Below are 16033 nucleotides of genomic sequence, written 5' to 3' on the forward strand. Positions count from 1 at the left end.
CCTCACTGTGTCTGTTGAAATGGCCTGTCTTTATGAAGATAAACGCTGGCAGGCTCGGATAAATTTAACTCTATTATATTGCTCACCACTGCCACATTGCAGTACCATTATCGACAATTTAACAAGCTTAAATTGCAATTCAACGGAAAAGGTTAGCAAAATGATAAGCAAGGAAGATGAAAAATTATTAGCCGTACTAAAACACAATGCCCGCGCCAGTATATCTGACTTAGCCCGCATGCTGGATTTATCCCGCTCTACCGTACAAACCCGCATCGCCAAACTGGAGCAAAGCGGTGTAATTAAAGGCTACTCGGTAGATTACGGTGAGGACTATCTGGCGTCGCTGGTGTCGGCACATGTCAGCATTAAAGTACGGCAAAAACTTACCGCCAAAACCAATGTTGAGCTAAAACAAATTGCTCAGGTTTCAGCACTGTATGCCATCAGTGGCGAGTACGATCTTATCGCCATAGTGCAGGCACAAAGCACCGAGCAGCTAAGCCATATTCTGGATGATATTGGCAATTTAGACGGTGTAGAGCGTACTAACTCGTCGGTTATTTTAGAAACCAAGTTTAAGCGCTGAAAAGCAGGGTAGCAAAGCTGCCCTTAATCCGCTTTATCGCTGCAACGTCACCGTTGGTTCACGCTGTTGCTGTAATAATGCCGGGTTAGCTTTTAAGTAGTCTATAAACGCCTGTGCGGCGACTTTGCAATCTACCCCTTCGGTTTTACATGGTAGCCCGTCACTATTGTGATAGCGGGCGCTAAACGACTGCGCTCCGCTACTGTCTTGTACAGCGGTAACGCGTTTAACCGGATATAACACCACTTGCTGCTGGCGCAATATTATATCCTGCCGGTCGCTCTGTTTTGCCTGCAGTTGCTGTAACAGCTGCCAGCCGTCATTGCCATCGGCCAGATAACTGGTGGTGACCAAGCTATAACGCTGTTGCGGCTCAACGGCTTGCCAGCTTCCGTTTTGTTTGATGTCAAGCGTGGTTAAGTCTGCGGTAGCCGGGCCGGTTTGCTTTGCCACATAGCGAATACCGGCAACATAAGGAAACTTACCGGTGTGGGCACCTGCGACCACAGACTGGCTAATAATATCGGTTAATAGCGCACGTAGCTCGGCACCGCTAATGCTCAGCAAACTGAGTGGCGTATCAAACGGCAATACTTCCAGGCGGATATTACCTTCGCGCACTTCACCTGCGGCCAACGGCGCGCGGATATTACCGGCTGCAACTAATGACAGCTGTACCGGTCGTTTTATCAGGTTTTGCACTGCACTTTGGTTAACATATTTAAGCATGGCATCGGCGATATGCCCTGCCAGAGGCGAGCCATGTTTATCGCTGCCGCCGCTACCGGGCAGGCGCACATGCGGCACTTCGGTTTCGGTGCTGCTGATCACCGCACCATAAGCTTGCTGTACCGCCGGTAAGTAAGTGTTATCAAGCACAGAGCGCAGCGCGGCATCTTCGGCCACAATGGCGGTACGCGGCAGGCCGGCAACATAACGCTCTGTCACAGCCTGTTCAACTGCCGCAATACGGCTGGGTTCATTGCGTAATGCTTGTCGGAAATAGTCTGTGCCTGCCAGCAAGGTGTTTTGTCCGGCACAGCTTAACAGCTCACCGCCGGTGTTAAACTTAAGCGTTGCCTGGCCTACGGCCTGCGCAAACTGCCCGGCTTGCACTACGCAGGTTTGGCCTTTGCCATCAGGGTTAGTCACTATCGCAGCGTATGGGCGCTGCGCGCCCAAATACCAGTGGCGAAAATCACCCAGCAAACTGTGCGAATGGCCGCCAACAATGGCATCTATACCATTAACGGCGCTGGCCAGGGCCAAGTCGCGCTGGTGGCCTAAATGCGTCAGCGCAATAATATGCTGCACGCCCTGTGCCGTTAAGGCATCTACGGTGTGTTGTGCACTTTGAATTTCACTACTAAACACCACTGCACCGGTATCTGGGGCTATAGCGCGCATATCCTCCAGTGCCAGGCCAAACACCGCCACCACTTCACGTCCTGCTGCAGCGTTAACGCTTGCCACCGGTGTTAGTTGGTTGTTATCAAGCATAAATAAGCTGTATGGTTTCAGGTTCTGGCTGTTAGCCAGCAGCGGCTCAGCGGCGGTATCAATATTGGCCGCCAGAATAGGGAAATTAACCTTATCAGCAAAGTCGGCCAGCTTAGTTAAACCTATATCAAACTCATGGTTACCCAGTGCCATGGCGTCGATATTCATCCGGTTTAACACATCAATATTAATGCGCTGCTCGAACAGCTCAAAATAAGCACTGCCTTTAAAGGCATCACCGCCGTGCAAAAACAGCACCGGTATCCCCTCTTGTGCTGCTTGCGCACGTAGCTGCTGCGCCTTGGTTAACAAGCGCGGATGGCCACCAATATAGGTGTAAAGCGGTTCGCCGCTGGCGTCTTTCAAGCTGGCCGGGCTGGCATCAAATTGTGAGTGGGTATCATTAATATGAATAAGGCTTAAGGTTAAACCAGGCTCTGGTATTGATGACGGGGCTGAAGCGCAGCCGGCCAGCAGCATGGCAGAAAAAAGCAGTGAAGAAGTAAATCGCATAACCGGCAAACCTTTATAGCAAAGCAAAGAGTAACAATATTGGGCGCTACCTTAAGCACAAACCCGCTTTATCTCAAGTGAAAATCTGTAGTTGCTGCTTGTTTTGACCAGCACTGGCTGGCAGGATCATGGCTTCAGAAAAACAGAGGTTTAAAAATGGCGGCAATTGCAAATGTGGCCCTGCTGGTAGCAAACTACGACGAGGCTATTGCCTTTTATACCGAGAAGCTTGGTTTTGATTTGCTCGAAGATACCGAGCTTGGTGGCGGTAAACGCTGGGTACAAGTAGCACCAAAGAACAACAGCGGCACAGTATTGCTGCTGGCAAAAGCCAGTAACGAAAAACAACTTTCAGCCGTGGGCGATCAGGCCGGTGGCCGGGTATGGCTGTTTTTGCAAACCGATGATTTCTGGCATGATTACCATGCTATGCAGGCTGCTGGTGTAATATTTCACGAAACACCACGCCAGGAAGCTTATGCCACTGTTGTGGTGTTTGAAGACTTATACGGCAATAAGTGGGATTTATTGCAACGGCATGTTTAACCAAGGCGGCAAACCGCCGCCCTTACAGCTATCCGGTTTTTGCGGACAATCAGAGTGCTTCGCTGATTTTCTCTGCCAGAGCTTTTATTTTTTCCCTATCCCCCATTGCCGCACCATGGCCAGATAATTTACTTAAATGCTCCGGGATTAAGTGAAAATGCAGGTGCGGCACAGTTTGCCCTGCAGCGGTGCCATTTAACTGCAGCAGTACGACACCTTCAACACCCAGCGTAGATTTAAGCGCCGACATCACTTTTTGCACTGTGGTCATGGTGTGGCTAAGCTCGTCTGCCGGAATATCTAACAGCGTCTCGGCCTGAAATTTCGGGATCACCAGCGTATGGCCGTCGGCCTGCGGCATAATATCCATAAAAGCCAGGGTGTAGTCATCTTCGTACACTTTAAAGCTGGGGATTTCATCGCGCAGAATTTTGGCAAAAATATTGTCGTTATCGTAGCTCATGCAGCTCTCCTTTATGCGGGCCAATTTAATCAAGTATGCCAGCATCTGATGACATAAAACCAGCTTTTGACGTTACAGCTGAATAATCGCACTTGTTATTTAAACTCAGAAAACTGGCTGCAAAACCCGCCCCGGCTCGCCACAGCAACTCGCCCTAATGCCTGCGGCAGGGCTCAGACACTCTGTGGCGACCGAAACGGGGGGCCAGCCGCTTTTCAGGCCGGATTTAATCAAACAAATACCGTGCATGAAACTGTAAATGCTGCTCAATAAAGCTGGCAATAAAGTAGTAGCTATGGTCATAACCTGCCTGCATACGAATATCAGCTTTGGCACCGCTTTGCTTTGCCGCTGCGATTAAGCTTTCAGTGCGCAATTGCTCAGGGTAAAAGTTATCTGCTGTGCCCTGATCAACCAATAGCGGTAACGGATCTTGCGCTGCAGCTAACAATACAGATGCATCATATTGCTGCCATTGGCCTTTATCATCACCCAAGTAGCCACTAAAAGCTTTAATACCCCAAGGGCAATTTACCGGGTTACAAATGGGGGAAAATGCCGACATACTGCTATAACGTTGCGGGTTACGCAGGCCTATCACTAAAGCGCCGTGGCCGCCCATAGAGTGGCCGCTGATGGCACGTTTGGTCGATAACGGCAGTTCAGCTTCCAGCAACTGCGGTAATTCACTAACGATATAGTCGTACATACGGTAGTGTTTGGCGAACGGCTCGCGGGTGGCGTTAACGTAAAAACCTGCACCGAGGCCAAAATCGTAAGCGCCGCCTGCATCGTCCGGTACGCCATCGCCGCGCGGGCTGGTATCCGGTATTATCAGTGCTATACCCAGCTCAGCAGCAACGCGTTGTGCACCGGCTTTGGCAGAAAAGTTTTCATCAGTACAGGTTAAACCCGACAGCCAATACAGCGCAGGCACCGCCTGTGTTTCTGCCTGCGGCGGTAAAAACACCGAGAACTGCATATCGCAGTTCAGCACAGTGGATGTATGAGTAAAACGAATTTGTTTGCCACCAAAGCAAAGCTGTTCGCTGACTTTGGTTAATGCTGAAGTTGTCATTAGCTGTCCCTATATAATGACGACCAGAGAGGATTTGAACCCCGTTCTGGTCGCCACAGCGTGTCACTTTATTAACAGAGTAAAACTACCGGTTGCAATTCCCGCTGTGCTCGCCACAGCAACTCGCCCTACTGCCTGCGGCAGGGCTCAGACACTCTGTGGCTGCGCCATCGGGATTCCAACCTCTTTTTGCCGATTCTATTAAAAATGAATTACTGTGCGGATAGACTTACCCTCATGCATCAAATCAAACGCTTCGTTAATTTGCTCCAACGGCATGGTGTGGGTAATAAAAGTATCCAGCTCAAATTCACCGTTTAAATAGCGTTCTACATAATCTGGCAGCTCAGTGCGGCCTTTTACGCCACCAAAAGCTGTACCGCGCCAAACGCGACCGGTAACCAGCTGGAATGGCCGGGTAGAAATTTCCTGGCCGGCACCGGCCACACCAATAATCACCGACTCGCCCCAACCTTTATGGCAGCACTCAAGCGCCGAGCGCATAACGTTAACGTTACCTATACACTCAAACGAGAAATCTACCCCGCCGTCAGTCATTTCAACGATAACATCCTGAATCGGCTTATCAAATTTTTTCGGGTTAACAACATCGGTAGCACCAAGTTTTTTCGCGATATCAAACTTACTTTCATTAATATCAATGGCAATAATGCGGCTGGCTTTGGCCATTACCGCGCCGATAATGGCAGATAAACCGATACCTCCCAAGCCAAATACCGCAACAGTATCGCCCTCTTTTACCTTTGCGGTGTTCATTACCGCGCCCATGCCGGTGGTTACGCCGCAACCCAGTAAACACACTTTTTCCAGCGGTGCGGCTTTATTAATTTTAGCCAGCGAAATTTCCGGCAGTACTGTGTACTCCGAAAAGGTCGAAGTGCCCATATAGTGATAAATCGGCTTGCCATCTTTAGAGAAACGCGTGGTGCCATCCGGCATTAAACCTTTGCCCTGGGTAGCGCGAATAGCCTGACACAGGTTGGTTTTGCCGGATAAACAAAACTTACATTTACCACACTCTGGTGTGTATAGCGGAATAACATGGTCGCCAACTGCAACCGAGGTTACGCCCTCGCCCACCGCTTCTACTATACCGCCGCCTTCGTGGCCTAAAATCGCCGGGAAAATACCTTCAGGATCTTCACCCGATAAGGTAAAAGCATCGGTGTGGCACACGCCGGTGGCAACAATTTTAACCAACACTTCGCCTTTTTGTGGTGGCATTAAATCCACCTCTTCAATCGATAATGGCTGGCCCGGGCCCCAGGCTACCGCGGCGCGTGTTTTAATCATCTTCATTTAGTTGTCCTTTTACGTAAGTTCCACTGGCAATACTAGCATTGGCTACAAGTGTAACCTGATTTTTATTTTTGCCATATCAGTATGAATAGCACTAAAATGCAAATCAGTTTTTCATATATGAAAATCTGATTAACGAAAGGCTGCGGTTAGAACCCCGTTTTGGTCGCCACAGAGTGTCTGAGCCCTGCCGCAGGCAGTAGGGCGAGTTGCTGTGGCGAGCCAGGACGGGTGTTGTAACGCAAGCAGCCGGTTGACGGAGCAGAGGGGCTTAGTGAAACAGTGGATTGGCATCAGTGAATTTGTCGCCGTGGCAGAGCTGCAAAGCTTTACCAAAGCGGCCAAACAACTGGGTATTTCTGTCGCCCAGGTTAGCCGCAATATTGCCGAACTTGAAGCCAGTTTGGCGATAAAACTGCTGTATCGTAGTACACGCAGTGTTAGCTTAACCGAAGAAGGCCAACTGTATTTGCAGCATTGCCGGCATTTAGTCGCCAGTTTAGAAGAAGCCAACCGCACGCTGGCAAACTTAAAAGCCACACCACGCGGCCAAATAAAACTTACTGCGCCGGTATTTTATGGTGAAACCCGCATCGCTCCGTTGCTACATGATTTTATGCGCCTCTACCCCGATACCGAGCTGGATTTACAGCTGACCAACAACAAACTGGATTTAGTTCAGGGTGGCTTTGACCTGGCGATACGCCTGGGCACATTGGAAAGCTCCAGCCTTATTGCGCGTAAACTGGCCAGTAGAACGCAATATGTGGTGGCGTCACCGGTTTATCTGGCACAAAACGGTACACCGCAAAACCTGACAGAACTTGCCCAACATCAATGCTTAACCGGCACCGTAGCACAATGGCGATTTATGCAGCATGGCAAAGTGGTCCAGTTTAAGCCACAAGGCCGTATTGTCTGCAACAGCGGCGTAGCCTTGCTGGATGCCGCTCTAAAAGGGCTAGGCCTGGTGCAACTGCCGGATTATTATGTAGGCGACAAACTACAATGTGGTGAGCTGGTGGCAGTGCTAAATGAGTTGCGTCAACCTGATGATGGCATCTGGGCGATATACCCGCAAAACCGGCATTTATCGGCAAAGGTACGGGTATTGGCAGACTATCTCGCAGCTAAGCTTAATTAACCGCGCATTTGTAGCAGGCAAGCTTGGTAGTTAGCCCCTGCTATGATAGCGTTTTGACAAAATTTACTGTTTTGGATAGCCGATGAAAAAAATACTTTTTGCTTTAGCTCTGTTTTTAAACACTGGTTTTACTTATGCCAGTGAAACTTTCAATGAAAATGAACACTACAAAGTGCTGGAAATCCCCATCAGCGCCAGCCCAAAAGTTGTCGAGTTTTTCTCCTATTATTGTCCATTTTGTTATAACTTCGAACCTATCGTTGCTGAGCTTAAGCAAGCATTGCCCGCCGGTATCACCGTACAAAAAATCCCGGTTTCTTTTCACGGCGGTAAAATGGCGCCGACAATACAGCGAGCCCATGCTATGGCGGTTTCTTTGACTGTTGAAGAACAATTTACCCCGTTGTTGTTTACCCAAATTCATCAACAACGCCAGCCACCTGCAGACAGAGCAGCACTTAAAGCCCTGTTTAATAAAGCTGGCATTAACGGCAAACAGTTTGATGCCAACTTTGACAGTATGCCAGTTACGGCTATGGTGGCTGATTTCGATCAGGCCATCGAACAAGCAGCTGTGCGGTCAGTCCCCAGTTTTATAATTAATGACAAATATCTGGTAAATATCAGCGCAGTGTCATCTCAGCAGCAATTTAACGCCCTGATTAACCACCTGTTGAGCTTAAAACCCGGAGCCGCAGAATGACCACACTAAAAATCGACCTGGTATCAGATATTGCCTGCCCCTGGTGCGCTATTGGTTATGCCAGGCTACAGCAAGCGCTTGGCAGCCTGCCTGAGTTAAAAACAGAACTGGAATGGCATGCGTTTGAGCTAAACCCTGATAAAAACGCGCAGCAAGAGCCAATATTGCCGGCACTAAGCCGGAAATATGGTCGTTCTGAGGACGAAATGCGCGCGGCTCAGGCCAATATGATGCAAATAGCCGCCGCTTTGGGGCTTAATTTTACTAAAATGCAGCAGCGTTTTACCTGTAACACCTTTGATGCACATCGGCTGGTGAAATGGGCTGAGGCCAAAGCAAACAAAGGCACCGCAATGAAACTGGCATTATTTACTGCCTATTTTGGTGAAGCCAAAGATGTGTCTGATGCTGCCATTTTAGCGGACTGCGCCGAACAAGCAGGCCTTGATAAAGGTGAAGCTCAGGGTATTTTAGCCAGCGATGATTTCAGCGATATCGTCAGAGCAGACATTGCTAAATATCAGCAAGCCGGCATTTCATCGGTACCGGCATTTATTATCAATAACCGCTATCTTATCTCCGGCGCGCAGGAGCCAGCCCAGCTGGCTGCCAGCCTGCAGCAAATTGCAGACGAAAGGGCTTAAACTGCTACTGAGCATCAGAAGCGGGATGAAAGCGGTAATGGCCGGTAATGTTGTAGTCAAACAGCATATCGGCCAACACCGGCCCGGCACCGATATTGTGTACTATTAATGGTCGTTGGCCGTCGTCTGAACGCTTATTTACCACTATGCCGATATGCGGCAAATTACCCGGCAGCATCCAGGTTACCAGATCGCCCGGTTGATAGGCACTGCCCTGCCGGCTAATGGCCAAACGTTCACCATGGTGACTGAAAAAGGTTTGCAGGTTAGGTACGCGACGATGATCGATATTACTGTCCGGCCTGGTTAAACCCCAGATTCGCTTTGACGGATATAAGTCAAAATCAGCATGCATATCCTCATGCACCAACTGCTGCAAATCTATGCCCAAAGCACGATAACTGCGGATCACCACATCGGTGCAGACACCGATATCCGCCGGTACATCGCCATTTGGGTAAGCAATACGCAAATAACGGCCATCGTAGCGCACCTGGTGCTCAGTGCGCTCCAGCGCAGCAGCCACCAGTTTATCGCTGAATGTTTCGGCCATACTATGCAGGGGCAATAACCACAGCGCTATGGCCAACGTAGGTTTTACAACACGGGATAACAGGAAAACCGGCATAAATTGCTCCTTGCAACGCCGTTAAACTCTGACATAAGGCGTACCTGCAGCGATAAAGTTCCTCAGCGCTATGATAAAGACTCCAGCAACAGCGCTATCCCCTGGCCACCGCCGATGCACATAGTTACCAGGCCATAACGGCCGCCAATACGCTTAAGCTCTGCCAATAGTTTAATGATCAAGATAGAGCCGGTGGCTCCCACCGGATGCCCCAGCGCAATAGCGCCACCGTTGGGGTTTACTTTAGCGCTGTCAAAGCCCAGCGTCTGGCTTACTGCCAGTGCCTGGGCAGCAAAAGCTTCGTTGGACTCTATCACATCGATATCGGCCACAGTTAAGCCGGTTTGCGCCATCACCCGCTGTACTGCCGGTATCGGTCCTAACCCCATCACACCCGGCTCCACGCCGGCAAAAGCATAACCGAGCATACGTGCCTGTGGCCTAAGGCCACGTTTTTCCGCTTCAAACCGGCTGGTTAACAACATGGCGGCAGCACCATCGTTTAAACCCGAGGCATTACCGGCAGTAACTATGCCATCGGCTTTAAACGCCGGCTTCAATTTAGCTAAGCTCTCTGCTGTGGTATCGGCGCGGATATGCTCATCGCGGTCGAATTGCACTTCTTTTCGGCCAACCTGAACTGTTAGCGGCACAATCTGACTGTCAAAAAAGCCCCGCTGCTGCGCATTGGCAGCACGCTGTTGGCTTATTAGCGCAAAGGTATCTAAGTCAGTGCGGCTAAAGCCATATTGCGCGGCGATGGCTTCGGCGGTAATACCCATATGGCCGCTGCCAAACGGATCGGTCAAAATGCCGAGGGTTAAATCTGTTATTGCGCCGTGGCCCATTTTTAAACCACGCCGCAGCTTTGGCAATAAATAAGCGCCGTTACTCATGCTCTCGGCGCCACCGGCCAGGGCAATAGTGCTTTGCCCCAGCTGAATAAGCTGCGCCGCCGATATCACCGACTGCACCGCCGAGCCGCATAAACGGTTAACGTTAAAGGCAGCAGAGCCGGCAGCCATACCGGCATTTAATGCGATATGCCGCGCTAAATAAGCATCTTCAGCGCCAGTGGTAATAATATGGCCAAATACCGCATGGTCAACATCAGTTGCTACCACGCCGGCGCGGCTGATTGCCTCTGTCGCGGCCGCCGAGCCCAGCTGCGCCGGGCTAAGGTTTGCCAAACTGCCGCCAAAGCTGCCAATGGCCGTACGGGCACCGGCCAGGATCACTACATCTGATATTTTCATATTCTATTCCTATCGCATCAGCACTAAGCCAGCACAGGCCTTTTCGCTTTCGGTAAGCTTTTAACAATTAACTGATACGAGTTTTCAATCTGCCTTTTTATCTCGTTTTCCGGCACGCTACCATCCAGCAGCACGGTGTTCCAGTGCTGTTTATTCATATGGTAACCGGGGGTAATGGCCGGAAAAATATCGCGCAGCATCAAAGCTTCAGCCGGTTCGCACTTCAGATTTACCCGGGCTACGCCCTCTTTCTCACTTAAAATGGCGAAGATTTTGCCGACTTTATACACGTAGATGTCTGGGCCAAACGGGAAGTCTTCCATGCTTTGCAGTTGCATCAGGCAGTGATCACGGCATTGTTGAAAATCGAAAGCCATAATTAGCTCCTGGTATAGTGATGTAAAAAGAAGGCCGGTTTGTACACACCAACACGCCGTGAATACATCCCTGTAGGCTCGATTCAGGCATCCATGCCTTCAACGGTTGGTTTAGCACAAGCCGGCCTTCTTGTCGCAGTCAGGTTTACCCTGTCTTGCTATTTTTTCACTACTGCTTTGTGTATTTATCCAGCCACTGAAACACTTCGTTGTACCAGCGCACGCGGTTATCTTTATTTAAGATCCAGTGGTTTTCATCTGGGAAAATCACTAAGCGTGAATCGATACCCTTACGTTGCAGGTTAGTAAACGCACCTAAACCCTGAGCATAAGGTACGCGGTAATCTTTTAAACCATGAATAACCAACATAGGGGTTTGCCATTTATCGGCATGCGCCGCCGGGTTAAATTTCTGATAATCAGACTCCGGGTTCCAGGCTGGGCCACCTAAATCAAATTCCGGAAACCACAACTCTTCAGTGCTGCCGTAAAAGCTGGGCATATCGTATAAGCCGGCGTGGTTTACCAGACATTTAAAACCGGTTGGCCAGTTGCCGGCAATCCAGTTCATCATATAGCCACCATACGATGCGCCCAGTGCACAGGCCCTGCTGCCATCAATCCACGGCTGTGTTTGCACGATATAGTCAAAACCTTTTTTCAGATCTTCCAGCGGCTTACCACCCCAATCACGGCTGATAGAATCAGTAAAGGCCTGGCCATAACCGGTTGAACCATGAAAATCGACCATCACTACTGCATAACCTTTAGCAGCATACATTTGCGCATTCCAGCGCTCGTTAAACATATTGCCAAAACTGCCCTGCGGTCCGCCATGCACTAAAAACGCCATCGGGTATTTTTTATTGGCGTCAAAATCCCACGGTTTTACTAAGTAGCCATATACAGTTTCATCGTTGGCGCCTTTAAAACTAAATTGCTCATAGTCACCAAATTGAATGTCTTTGCGCCAGTTGGCATTAATATCCGTCAGTTGTGTCAGGTTGGCACCATCGGTGCTTAGCTGAAACACCTCAGGCGGCATATTCAGTTTATGGTTAGTAAATACAATTTTGTCACTGGCGACATTTAAAGCTCCTGCTGTGCCATCGCCATACACTTTGCGCACATCACCAAAGCTGGTGTTAATGGCATAGATAGCGTATTGGCCAACATCCTGCGTGGTAACATAAATGGTGCGGTTATCCGGGCCGAACTTATAATCGCTGACCGAGCGGTCAAATTCCGGTGCCAGTTCATTACGCTGCCCGGTTACCATATCCAGCAGCACCAAACTGAATTTATCGGCTTCAGCCTGTGGTTTACTCATGGCTTTGTAAGCCATAAAACGGCCGTCTGCAGAGAACGACGGCTGCGCATCCCAGGCTGGGTTTTCTGCCGTCATGTTTTGTTTTTCACCGCCAGCTACCGGTACCTTAAAGATGTCGTAATTGGTGTGCCAGGCCTGATCTTCGGCCGGGATCTTGGCACTAAATACCAGGTTTGCATTATCTGGTGTAAAGGCAACCTCGTTAATACCTGCAATATCAGTATTCCATTCACTCATCAGGTTAGTAGCATCTTTCACCACACCTTTACCCAGTGCAGCCACATGCAAATGGCTCCGATACGGCGTTAGCCAGCTGTCCCAGTGGCGCACCATCAACTGATCGTAGGCCATAGCGGTATCTTTTTTCGCCGTATCAGCCGTTTTAGCATCCAGCGTACACTGCAGGTTCTGGCAACCCGGTTTTACCGCCAGCGCCAGCGCAATTTGTTTACCATCAGAGGAGACTTTAAAGCCTTCTACCGGCAGCGGTAAATCGGTAAGCTGCAAGGCTTCGCCGCCGTATAACGGCAGCTGCCATACCTGATTAGTGCCACTACGGTTAGCAATAAAATAAATACTCTGGCCACCTGCTGCCCACTGCAACTGGCTTTCACGGCCGGCACTTTGGGTTAAGCGGGTCACTTTATTTAAGTTAGATAAATCCATCAGATATAAATCACTGGAGCTATCTGCCGGGCTAAAGCCACCGTTGGTTTGGCCATACACTAAAAAACGGCCATCTGGTGATAGCACTACATCGTGCAGCTTATTAAACTGGTTTAAATGCTCAACCGTCAGTGGTGCTTTGGCCATTGCACTGCCTGCTGCCAGCAGTGCCAGAGTGAGTAAGGTCTTTTTCATGCGTATTCCCTGGATTTTTTTGTTTTATAGGCTGAAAAAAATAAGGCTGCAGCAATGCTACAGCCTTGATGGTAAAGCAGTTACGCTTTGTCCATTTGCTGAATATTCACTTTCCAGATAGCCGGGCCTTGTTGATGCACGTTATTGCCATTGGAGTCTACCGCTACCGTTACCGGCATATCCTGTACGTCGAATTCGTAAATGGCTTCCATACCTAAATCGGCAAAGGCCACCACGCGGGATTTTTTAATCGCTTTAGACACTAAATACGCCGCACCGCCCACTGCCATTAAATACACCGCTTTGTGCTGCTTAATGCTGGCCACGGTTTTATCACCGCGCTCTGACTTACCAATCATGCCAAGCAAACCGGTTTGCGACAGCATCATGTCGGTAAATTTATCCATTCTTGTCGCCGTTGTCGGGCCGGCCGGGCCTACTACTTCATCGCCGACGGCATCTACCGGGCCTACGTAGTAAATAAAGCGGTTTTTAAAGTCGACGCCATCGGGCAGCGCTTCGCCCTTATTCAGCATATCGGCAATGCGTTTATGCGCAGCATCACGGCCGGTCAGCATTTTGCCGCTAAGCAGCACGGTTTCACCGGCTTTCCACTCTAATACGTCTTGTGGCGTCACGGTATCCAGGTTTACCCGGCGTACATTGGCGCCCAGCTCCCAAGTTACCTGTGGCCAGTCTTCCAGTTTTGGCGGGGTAATATCAGCAGGACCGCTGCCGTCTAAGTGAAAATGCACATGGCGTGTGGCAGCGCAGTTAGGGATCATCACTACCGGCAAGCTGGCGGCATGGGTGGGCACACTATTAATTTTTACATCCACTACCGTAGTTAAACCGCCCAGGCCCTGGGCGCCAATCCCCAGTTTATTTACTTTTTCGTACAGTTCTAAGCGCAGCTTTTCATCGGCGGTTTCTGCACCTTTAGCAATTAAATCCTGAATATCTACCGGTTCCATCAGTGCTTCTTTGGCCAGTACAGCTGCTTTTTCGGCCGTGCCACCAATACCTATGCCGAGCATGCCCGGCGGGCACCAGCCGGCGCCCATTTTCGGCAGCGTTTCCAACACCCAATCCACAATGGAATCAGATGGGTTTAACATCGCCATCTTGGTTTTATTCTCCGAGCCACCGCCTTTGGCGGCAATCATCACTTCAACATGATGGCCGGCGACTAAATCGATATGCACTACAGAGGGCGTATTATCTTTGGTGTTTTTGCGCGCACCGGCAGGGTCTGCCACGATAGAGGCGCGTAGCGGGTTATCCGGGTTTAAGTAAGCACGACGGGTACCTTCGTCCACCATCTGCTGCACCGTCATATCGGTTTTGTCCCACTTTACATCCATGCCAATTTTAACAAAGCAGGTTACGATGCCGGTGTCCTGACAAATAGGCCGGTGGCCCTCTGCCGACATGCGCGAGTTAATTAAAATTTGCGCTATGGCATCTTTCGCCGCCTGGTTTTGCTCTTTGTGGTAGGCCACTTCCAGTGCTTTGATAAAATCCAGCGGGTGATAATAAGAGATGTACTGCAGCGCATCTTCGATGCTGTCGATAAAGTCTTGCTGGCGAATAACCGTCATGTTTTACCTGTCCTCTGACGCCTCTGGCAGCGCCATGTTTAACTATTTTAGCGGGTGCTGGTATGATAGCGCGCATCAGAAACAGCGGCTAGCCCCATTCATGCAGCAGTACCTTATTCCGCCGGAAATTTACGGTGAAACGCCGGACAATTTACTTACGCAGTTCAGCCACTTCGCTCAGCAGCCCTGGGCCATGCTGCTCGACTCGGCTGCGCCAGAGCACGTTAATAGCCGCTACGACATCTTCGTAGCAGAGCCGCAGGCCACTTTAGAAGCCAAAGCTGGCTGTAGCATATTGACCGACGAGTACGGCGCCCACTCGTATAATGAAGACCCCTTTAGCGTATTAAACTGCGCACTAAAACGTTATTTTCCGCAACCAGCAGATAGCGCACTGCCCTTTATTGGCGGCGCCCTGGGTTACTTTGGCTACGATTTAGGCCGTTACATTGAAAAGCTGCCCGCCACAGCAGAAGCCGATATCAGCCTGCCAGATATGGCAGTAGGCTTTTATCGTTGGGCGCTAATCCTCGATAAACAGCTTAAGCAGTTATGGTACGTCGATTATCACGGCGAAGCAGAAGCCGGCTGGCAGAAGCTGCACGCCAGGCTGCAGAAAAAGTTAGCGAAGTCAGCGCCATTTAGTTTAAACGGTAACTGGCAAGCCAATATGGATAAGGCAGGTTACGTCGCCCGGTTTAATCAGGTGCAGCAATATCTGCTAAGTGGTGATTGCTATCAAATTAACCTGACACAGCGCTTTTCTGCATCGTACCAGGGTGATGAATGGCAGGCTTACCTTAAACTGCGCGATAAAAATGCTGCGCCGTTTTCTGCCTTTATCCGCCTGCCGCAGGGTGCCGTGCTGAGCATCTCACCGGAGCGATTTTTACAGCTACACAGTAACAAGGTAGAAACCAAACCGATTAAAGGCACGCGGCCGCGCGGTATTTGCCCGATGACGGACGAAGTTGAAGCCGATAACCTGCGTAATTCTGCCAAAGATCGCGCCGAAAACGTGATGATTGTTGATTTACTGCGTAACGATTTAGGCAAAGTCTGCCTGCCTGGTTCAGTAGCCGTGCCGCAACTGTTTGTTATTGAAAGCTTTCCGGCGGTGCATCATTTGGTCAGCACCGTAACCGGCACTTTGGCGCCAGAGTTCAGCGCCTGCGATTTACTGCGCGGCGCCTTCCCGGGTGGCTCTATTACCGGTGCGCCCAAGGTGCGGGCAATGCAGATCATTGAGCAATTAGAGCCACAACGGCGTTCAGTGTACTGCGGTGCTATTGGCTACATTAACAGCAGCAGCGATATGGATAGCAATATTGCTATCCGCACATTAATTTGCAGCGAAGGGCAAATTCACTGCCAGGCCGGCGGCGGTATAGTAGCCGACTCTGAAGTTAACAGCGAATATCAGGAAACCTTAGATAAAGTGAACAAAATTCTGCCGGTGCTGGCAGCTAAGGAGCAATAA

General features: G+C 50.0%; 15 protein-coding genes. 6 read left to right on the forward strand and 9 right to left on the reverse strand.

Going from position 1 to position 16033, the window contains the following annotated elements:
- The first annotated feature begins 19 nt into the window (after positions 1 to 19).
- Positions 20 to 589 (forward strand): Lrp/AsnC family transcriptional regulator, encoded by a 570-nt coding sequence (locus MJX74_RS06240; RefSeq protein ID WP_476748530.1) that lies wholly within the window; start codon positions 20 to 22, stop codon positions 587 to 589.
- A 33-nt stretch (positions 590 to 622) separates the two neighbouring features.
- On the opposite strand, the gene MJX74_RS06245 is transcribed toward MJX74_RS06240, so the two are convergent.
- Entirely contained in the window at positions 623 to 2602 is a 1980-nt protein-coding gene (locus MJX74_RS06245; protein WP_240221765.1) for a bifunctional metallophosphatase/5'-nucleotidase, read from the reverse strand.
- A 156-nt stretch (positions 2603 to 2758) separates the two neighbouring features.
- Between MJX74_RS06245 and MJX74_RS06250 the strand changes: the two genes are divergently transcribed.
- A complete protein-coding gene (locus MJX74_RS06250; RefSeq protein ID WP_240221766.1) occupies positions 2759 to 3148 on the forward strand; it encodes a VOC family protein in 390 nt (129 codons plus the stop codon).
- Positions 3149 to 3197: 49 nt separating this feature from the next.
- On the opposite strand, the gene MJX74_RS06255 is transcribed toward MJX74_RS06250, so the two are convergent.
- From MJX74_RS06255 to MJX74_RS06265, 3 genes are all read right to left on the reverse strand, one after another.
- Entirely contained in the window at positions 3198 to 3611 is a 414-nt protein-coding gene (locus tag MJX74_RS06255) for an HIT family protein (RefSeq protein WP_240221767.1), read from the reverse strand.
- A gap of 226 nt (positions 3612 to 3837) precedes the next feature.
- Positions 3838 to 4689: an S-formylglutathione hydrolase gene (gene fghA / locus MJX74_RS06260; RefSeq protein ID WP_240221768.1), complete on the reverse strand. Its 852-nt coding sequence runs from the start codon at positions 4687 to 4689 to the stop codon at positions 3838 to 3840.
- 201 nt (positions 4690 to 4890) lie between these two features.
- Entirely contained in the window at positions 4891 to 6000 is a 1110-nt protein-coding gene (locus MJX74_RS06265) for an S-(hydroxymethyl)glutathione dehydrogenase/class III alcohol dehydrogenase (protein ID WP_177172298.1), read from the reverse strand.
- Positions 6001 to 6283: 283 nt separating this feature from the next.
- Between MJX74_RS06265 and MJX74_RS06270 the strand changes: the two genes are divergently transcribed.
- The 3 genes from MJX74_RS06270 to MJX74_RS06280 all read left to right on the forward strand — a co-directional run bounded on the left by MJX74_RS06270 (position 6284) and on the right by MJX74_RS06280 (position 8500).
- A complete protein-coding gene (locus MJX74_RS06270; RefSeq protein ID WP_240221770.1) occupies positions 6284 to 7153 on the forward strand; it encodes a LysR family transcriptional regulator in 870 nt (289 codons plus the stop codon).
- A gap of 82 nt (positions 7154 to 7235) precedes the next feature.
- Complete coding sequence (locus MJX74_RS06275) at positions 7236 to 7856, forward strand: thiol:disulfide interchange protein DsbA/DsbL (protein ID WP_240221772.1); 621 nt, start codon at positions 7236 to 7238, stop codon at positions 7854 to 7856.
- Complete coding sequence (locus MJX74_RS06280; RefSeq protein ID WP_240221774.1) at positions 7853 to 8500, forward strand: DsbA family oxidoreductase; 648 nt, start codon at positions 7853 to 7855, stop codon at positions 8498 to 8500. Before MJX74_RS06275 ends, MJX74_RS06280 begins: the two co-directional genes overlap by 4 nt.
- A gap of 4 nt (positions 8501 to 8504) precedes the next feature.
- Here MJX74_RS06280 and MJX74_RS06285 read toward each other — a convergent pair whose 3' ends face one another.
- The 5 genes from MJX74_RS06285 to MJX74_RS06305 all read right to left on the reverse strand — a co-directional run bounded on the left by MJX74_RS06285 (position 8505) and on the right by MJX74_RS06305 (position 14553).
- Entirely contained in the window at positions 8505 to 9128 is a 624-nt protein-coding gene (locus tag MJX74_RS06285) for a DUF1287 domain-containing protein (RefSeq protein ID WP_240221776.1), read from the reverse strand.
- Between the two features lie 68 nt (positions 9129 to 9196).
- On the reverse strand, positions 9197 to 10384 hold the full coding sequence (gene bktB, locus MJX74_RS06290) for a beta-ketothiolase BktB (protein WP_240221779.1): 1188 nt from the start codon (positions 10382 to 10384) through the stop codon (positions 9197 to 9199).
- Positions 10385 to 10407: 23 nt separating this feature from the next.
- Complete coding sequence (locus tag MJX74_RS06295) at positions 10408 to 10761, reverse strand: MmcQ/YjbR family DNA-binding protein (protein WP_240221781.1); 354 nt, start codon at positions 10759 to 10761, stop codon at positions 10408 to 10410.
- 169 nt (positions 10762 to 10930) lie between these two features.
- Positions 10931 to 12952 (reverse strand): S9 family peptidase, encoded by a 2022-nt coding sequence (locus MJX74_RS06300; protein WP_240221783.1) that lies wholly within the window; start codon positions 12950 to 12952, stop codon positions 10931 to 10933.
- Positions 12953 to 13032: 80 nt separating this feature from the next.
- Positions 13033 to 14553 carry a fumarate hydratase gene (locus MJX74_RS06305; protein WP_240221785.1) on the reverse strand — a complete coding sequence of 507 codons (1521 nt, stop codon included), beginning with the start codon at positions 14551 to 14553 and terminating at the stop codon, positions 13033 to 13035.
- On the opposite strand from MJX74_RS06305, the gene pabB reads away from it, so the two are divergent.
- Positions 14552 to 16033, forward strand: a complete 1482-nt coding sequence (gene pabB, locus MJX74_RS06310; protein ID WP_240221787.1) for an aminodeoxychorismate synthase component I — start codon at positions 14552 to 14554, stop codon at positions 16031 to 16033. The genes MJX74_RS06305 and pabB overlap by 2 nt on opposite strands.

Origin of the sequence: Rheinheimera hassiensis, from assembly GCF_022436675.1 — a bacterium.
GTDB lineage: Bacteria > Pseudomonadota > Gammaproteobacteria > Enterobacterales > Alteromonadaceae > Alishewanella > Alishewanella hassiensis.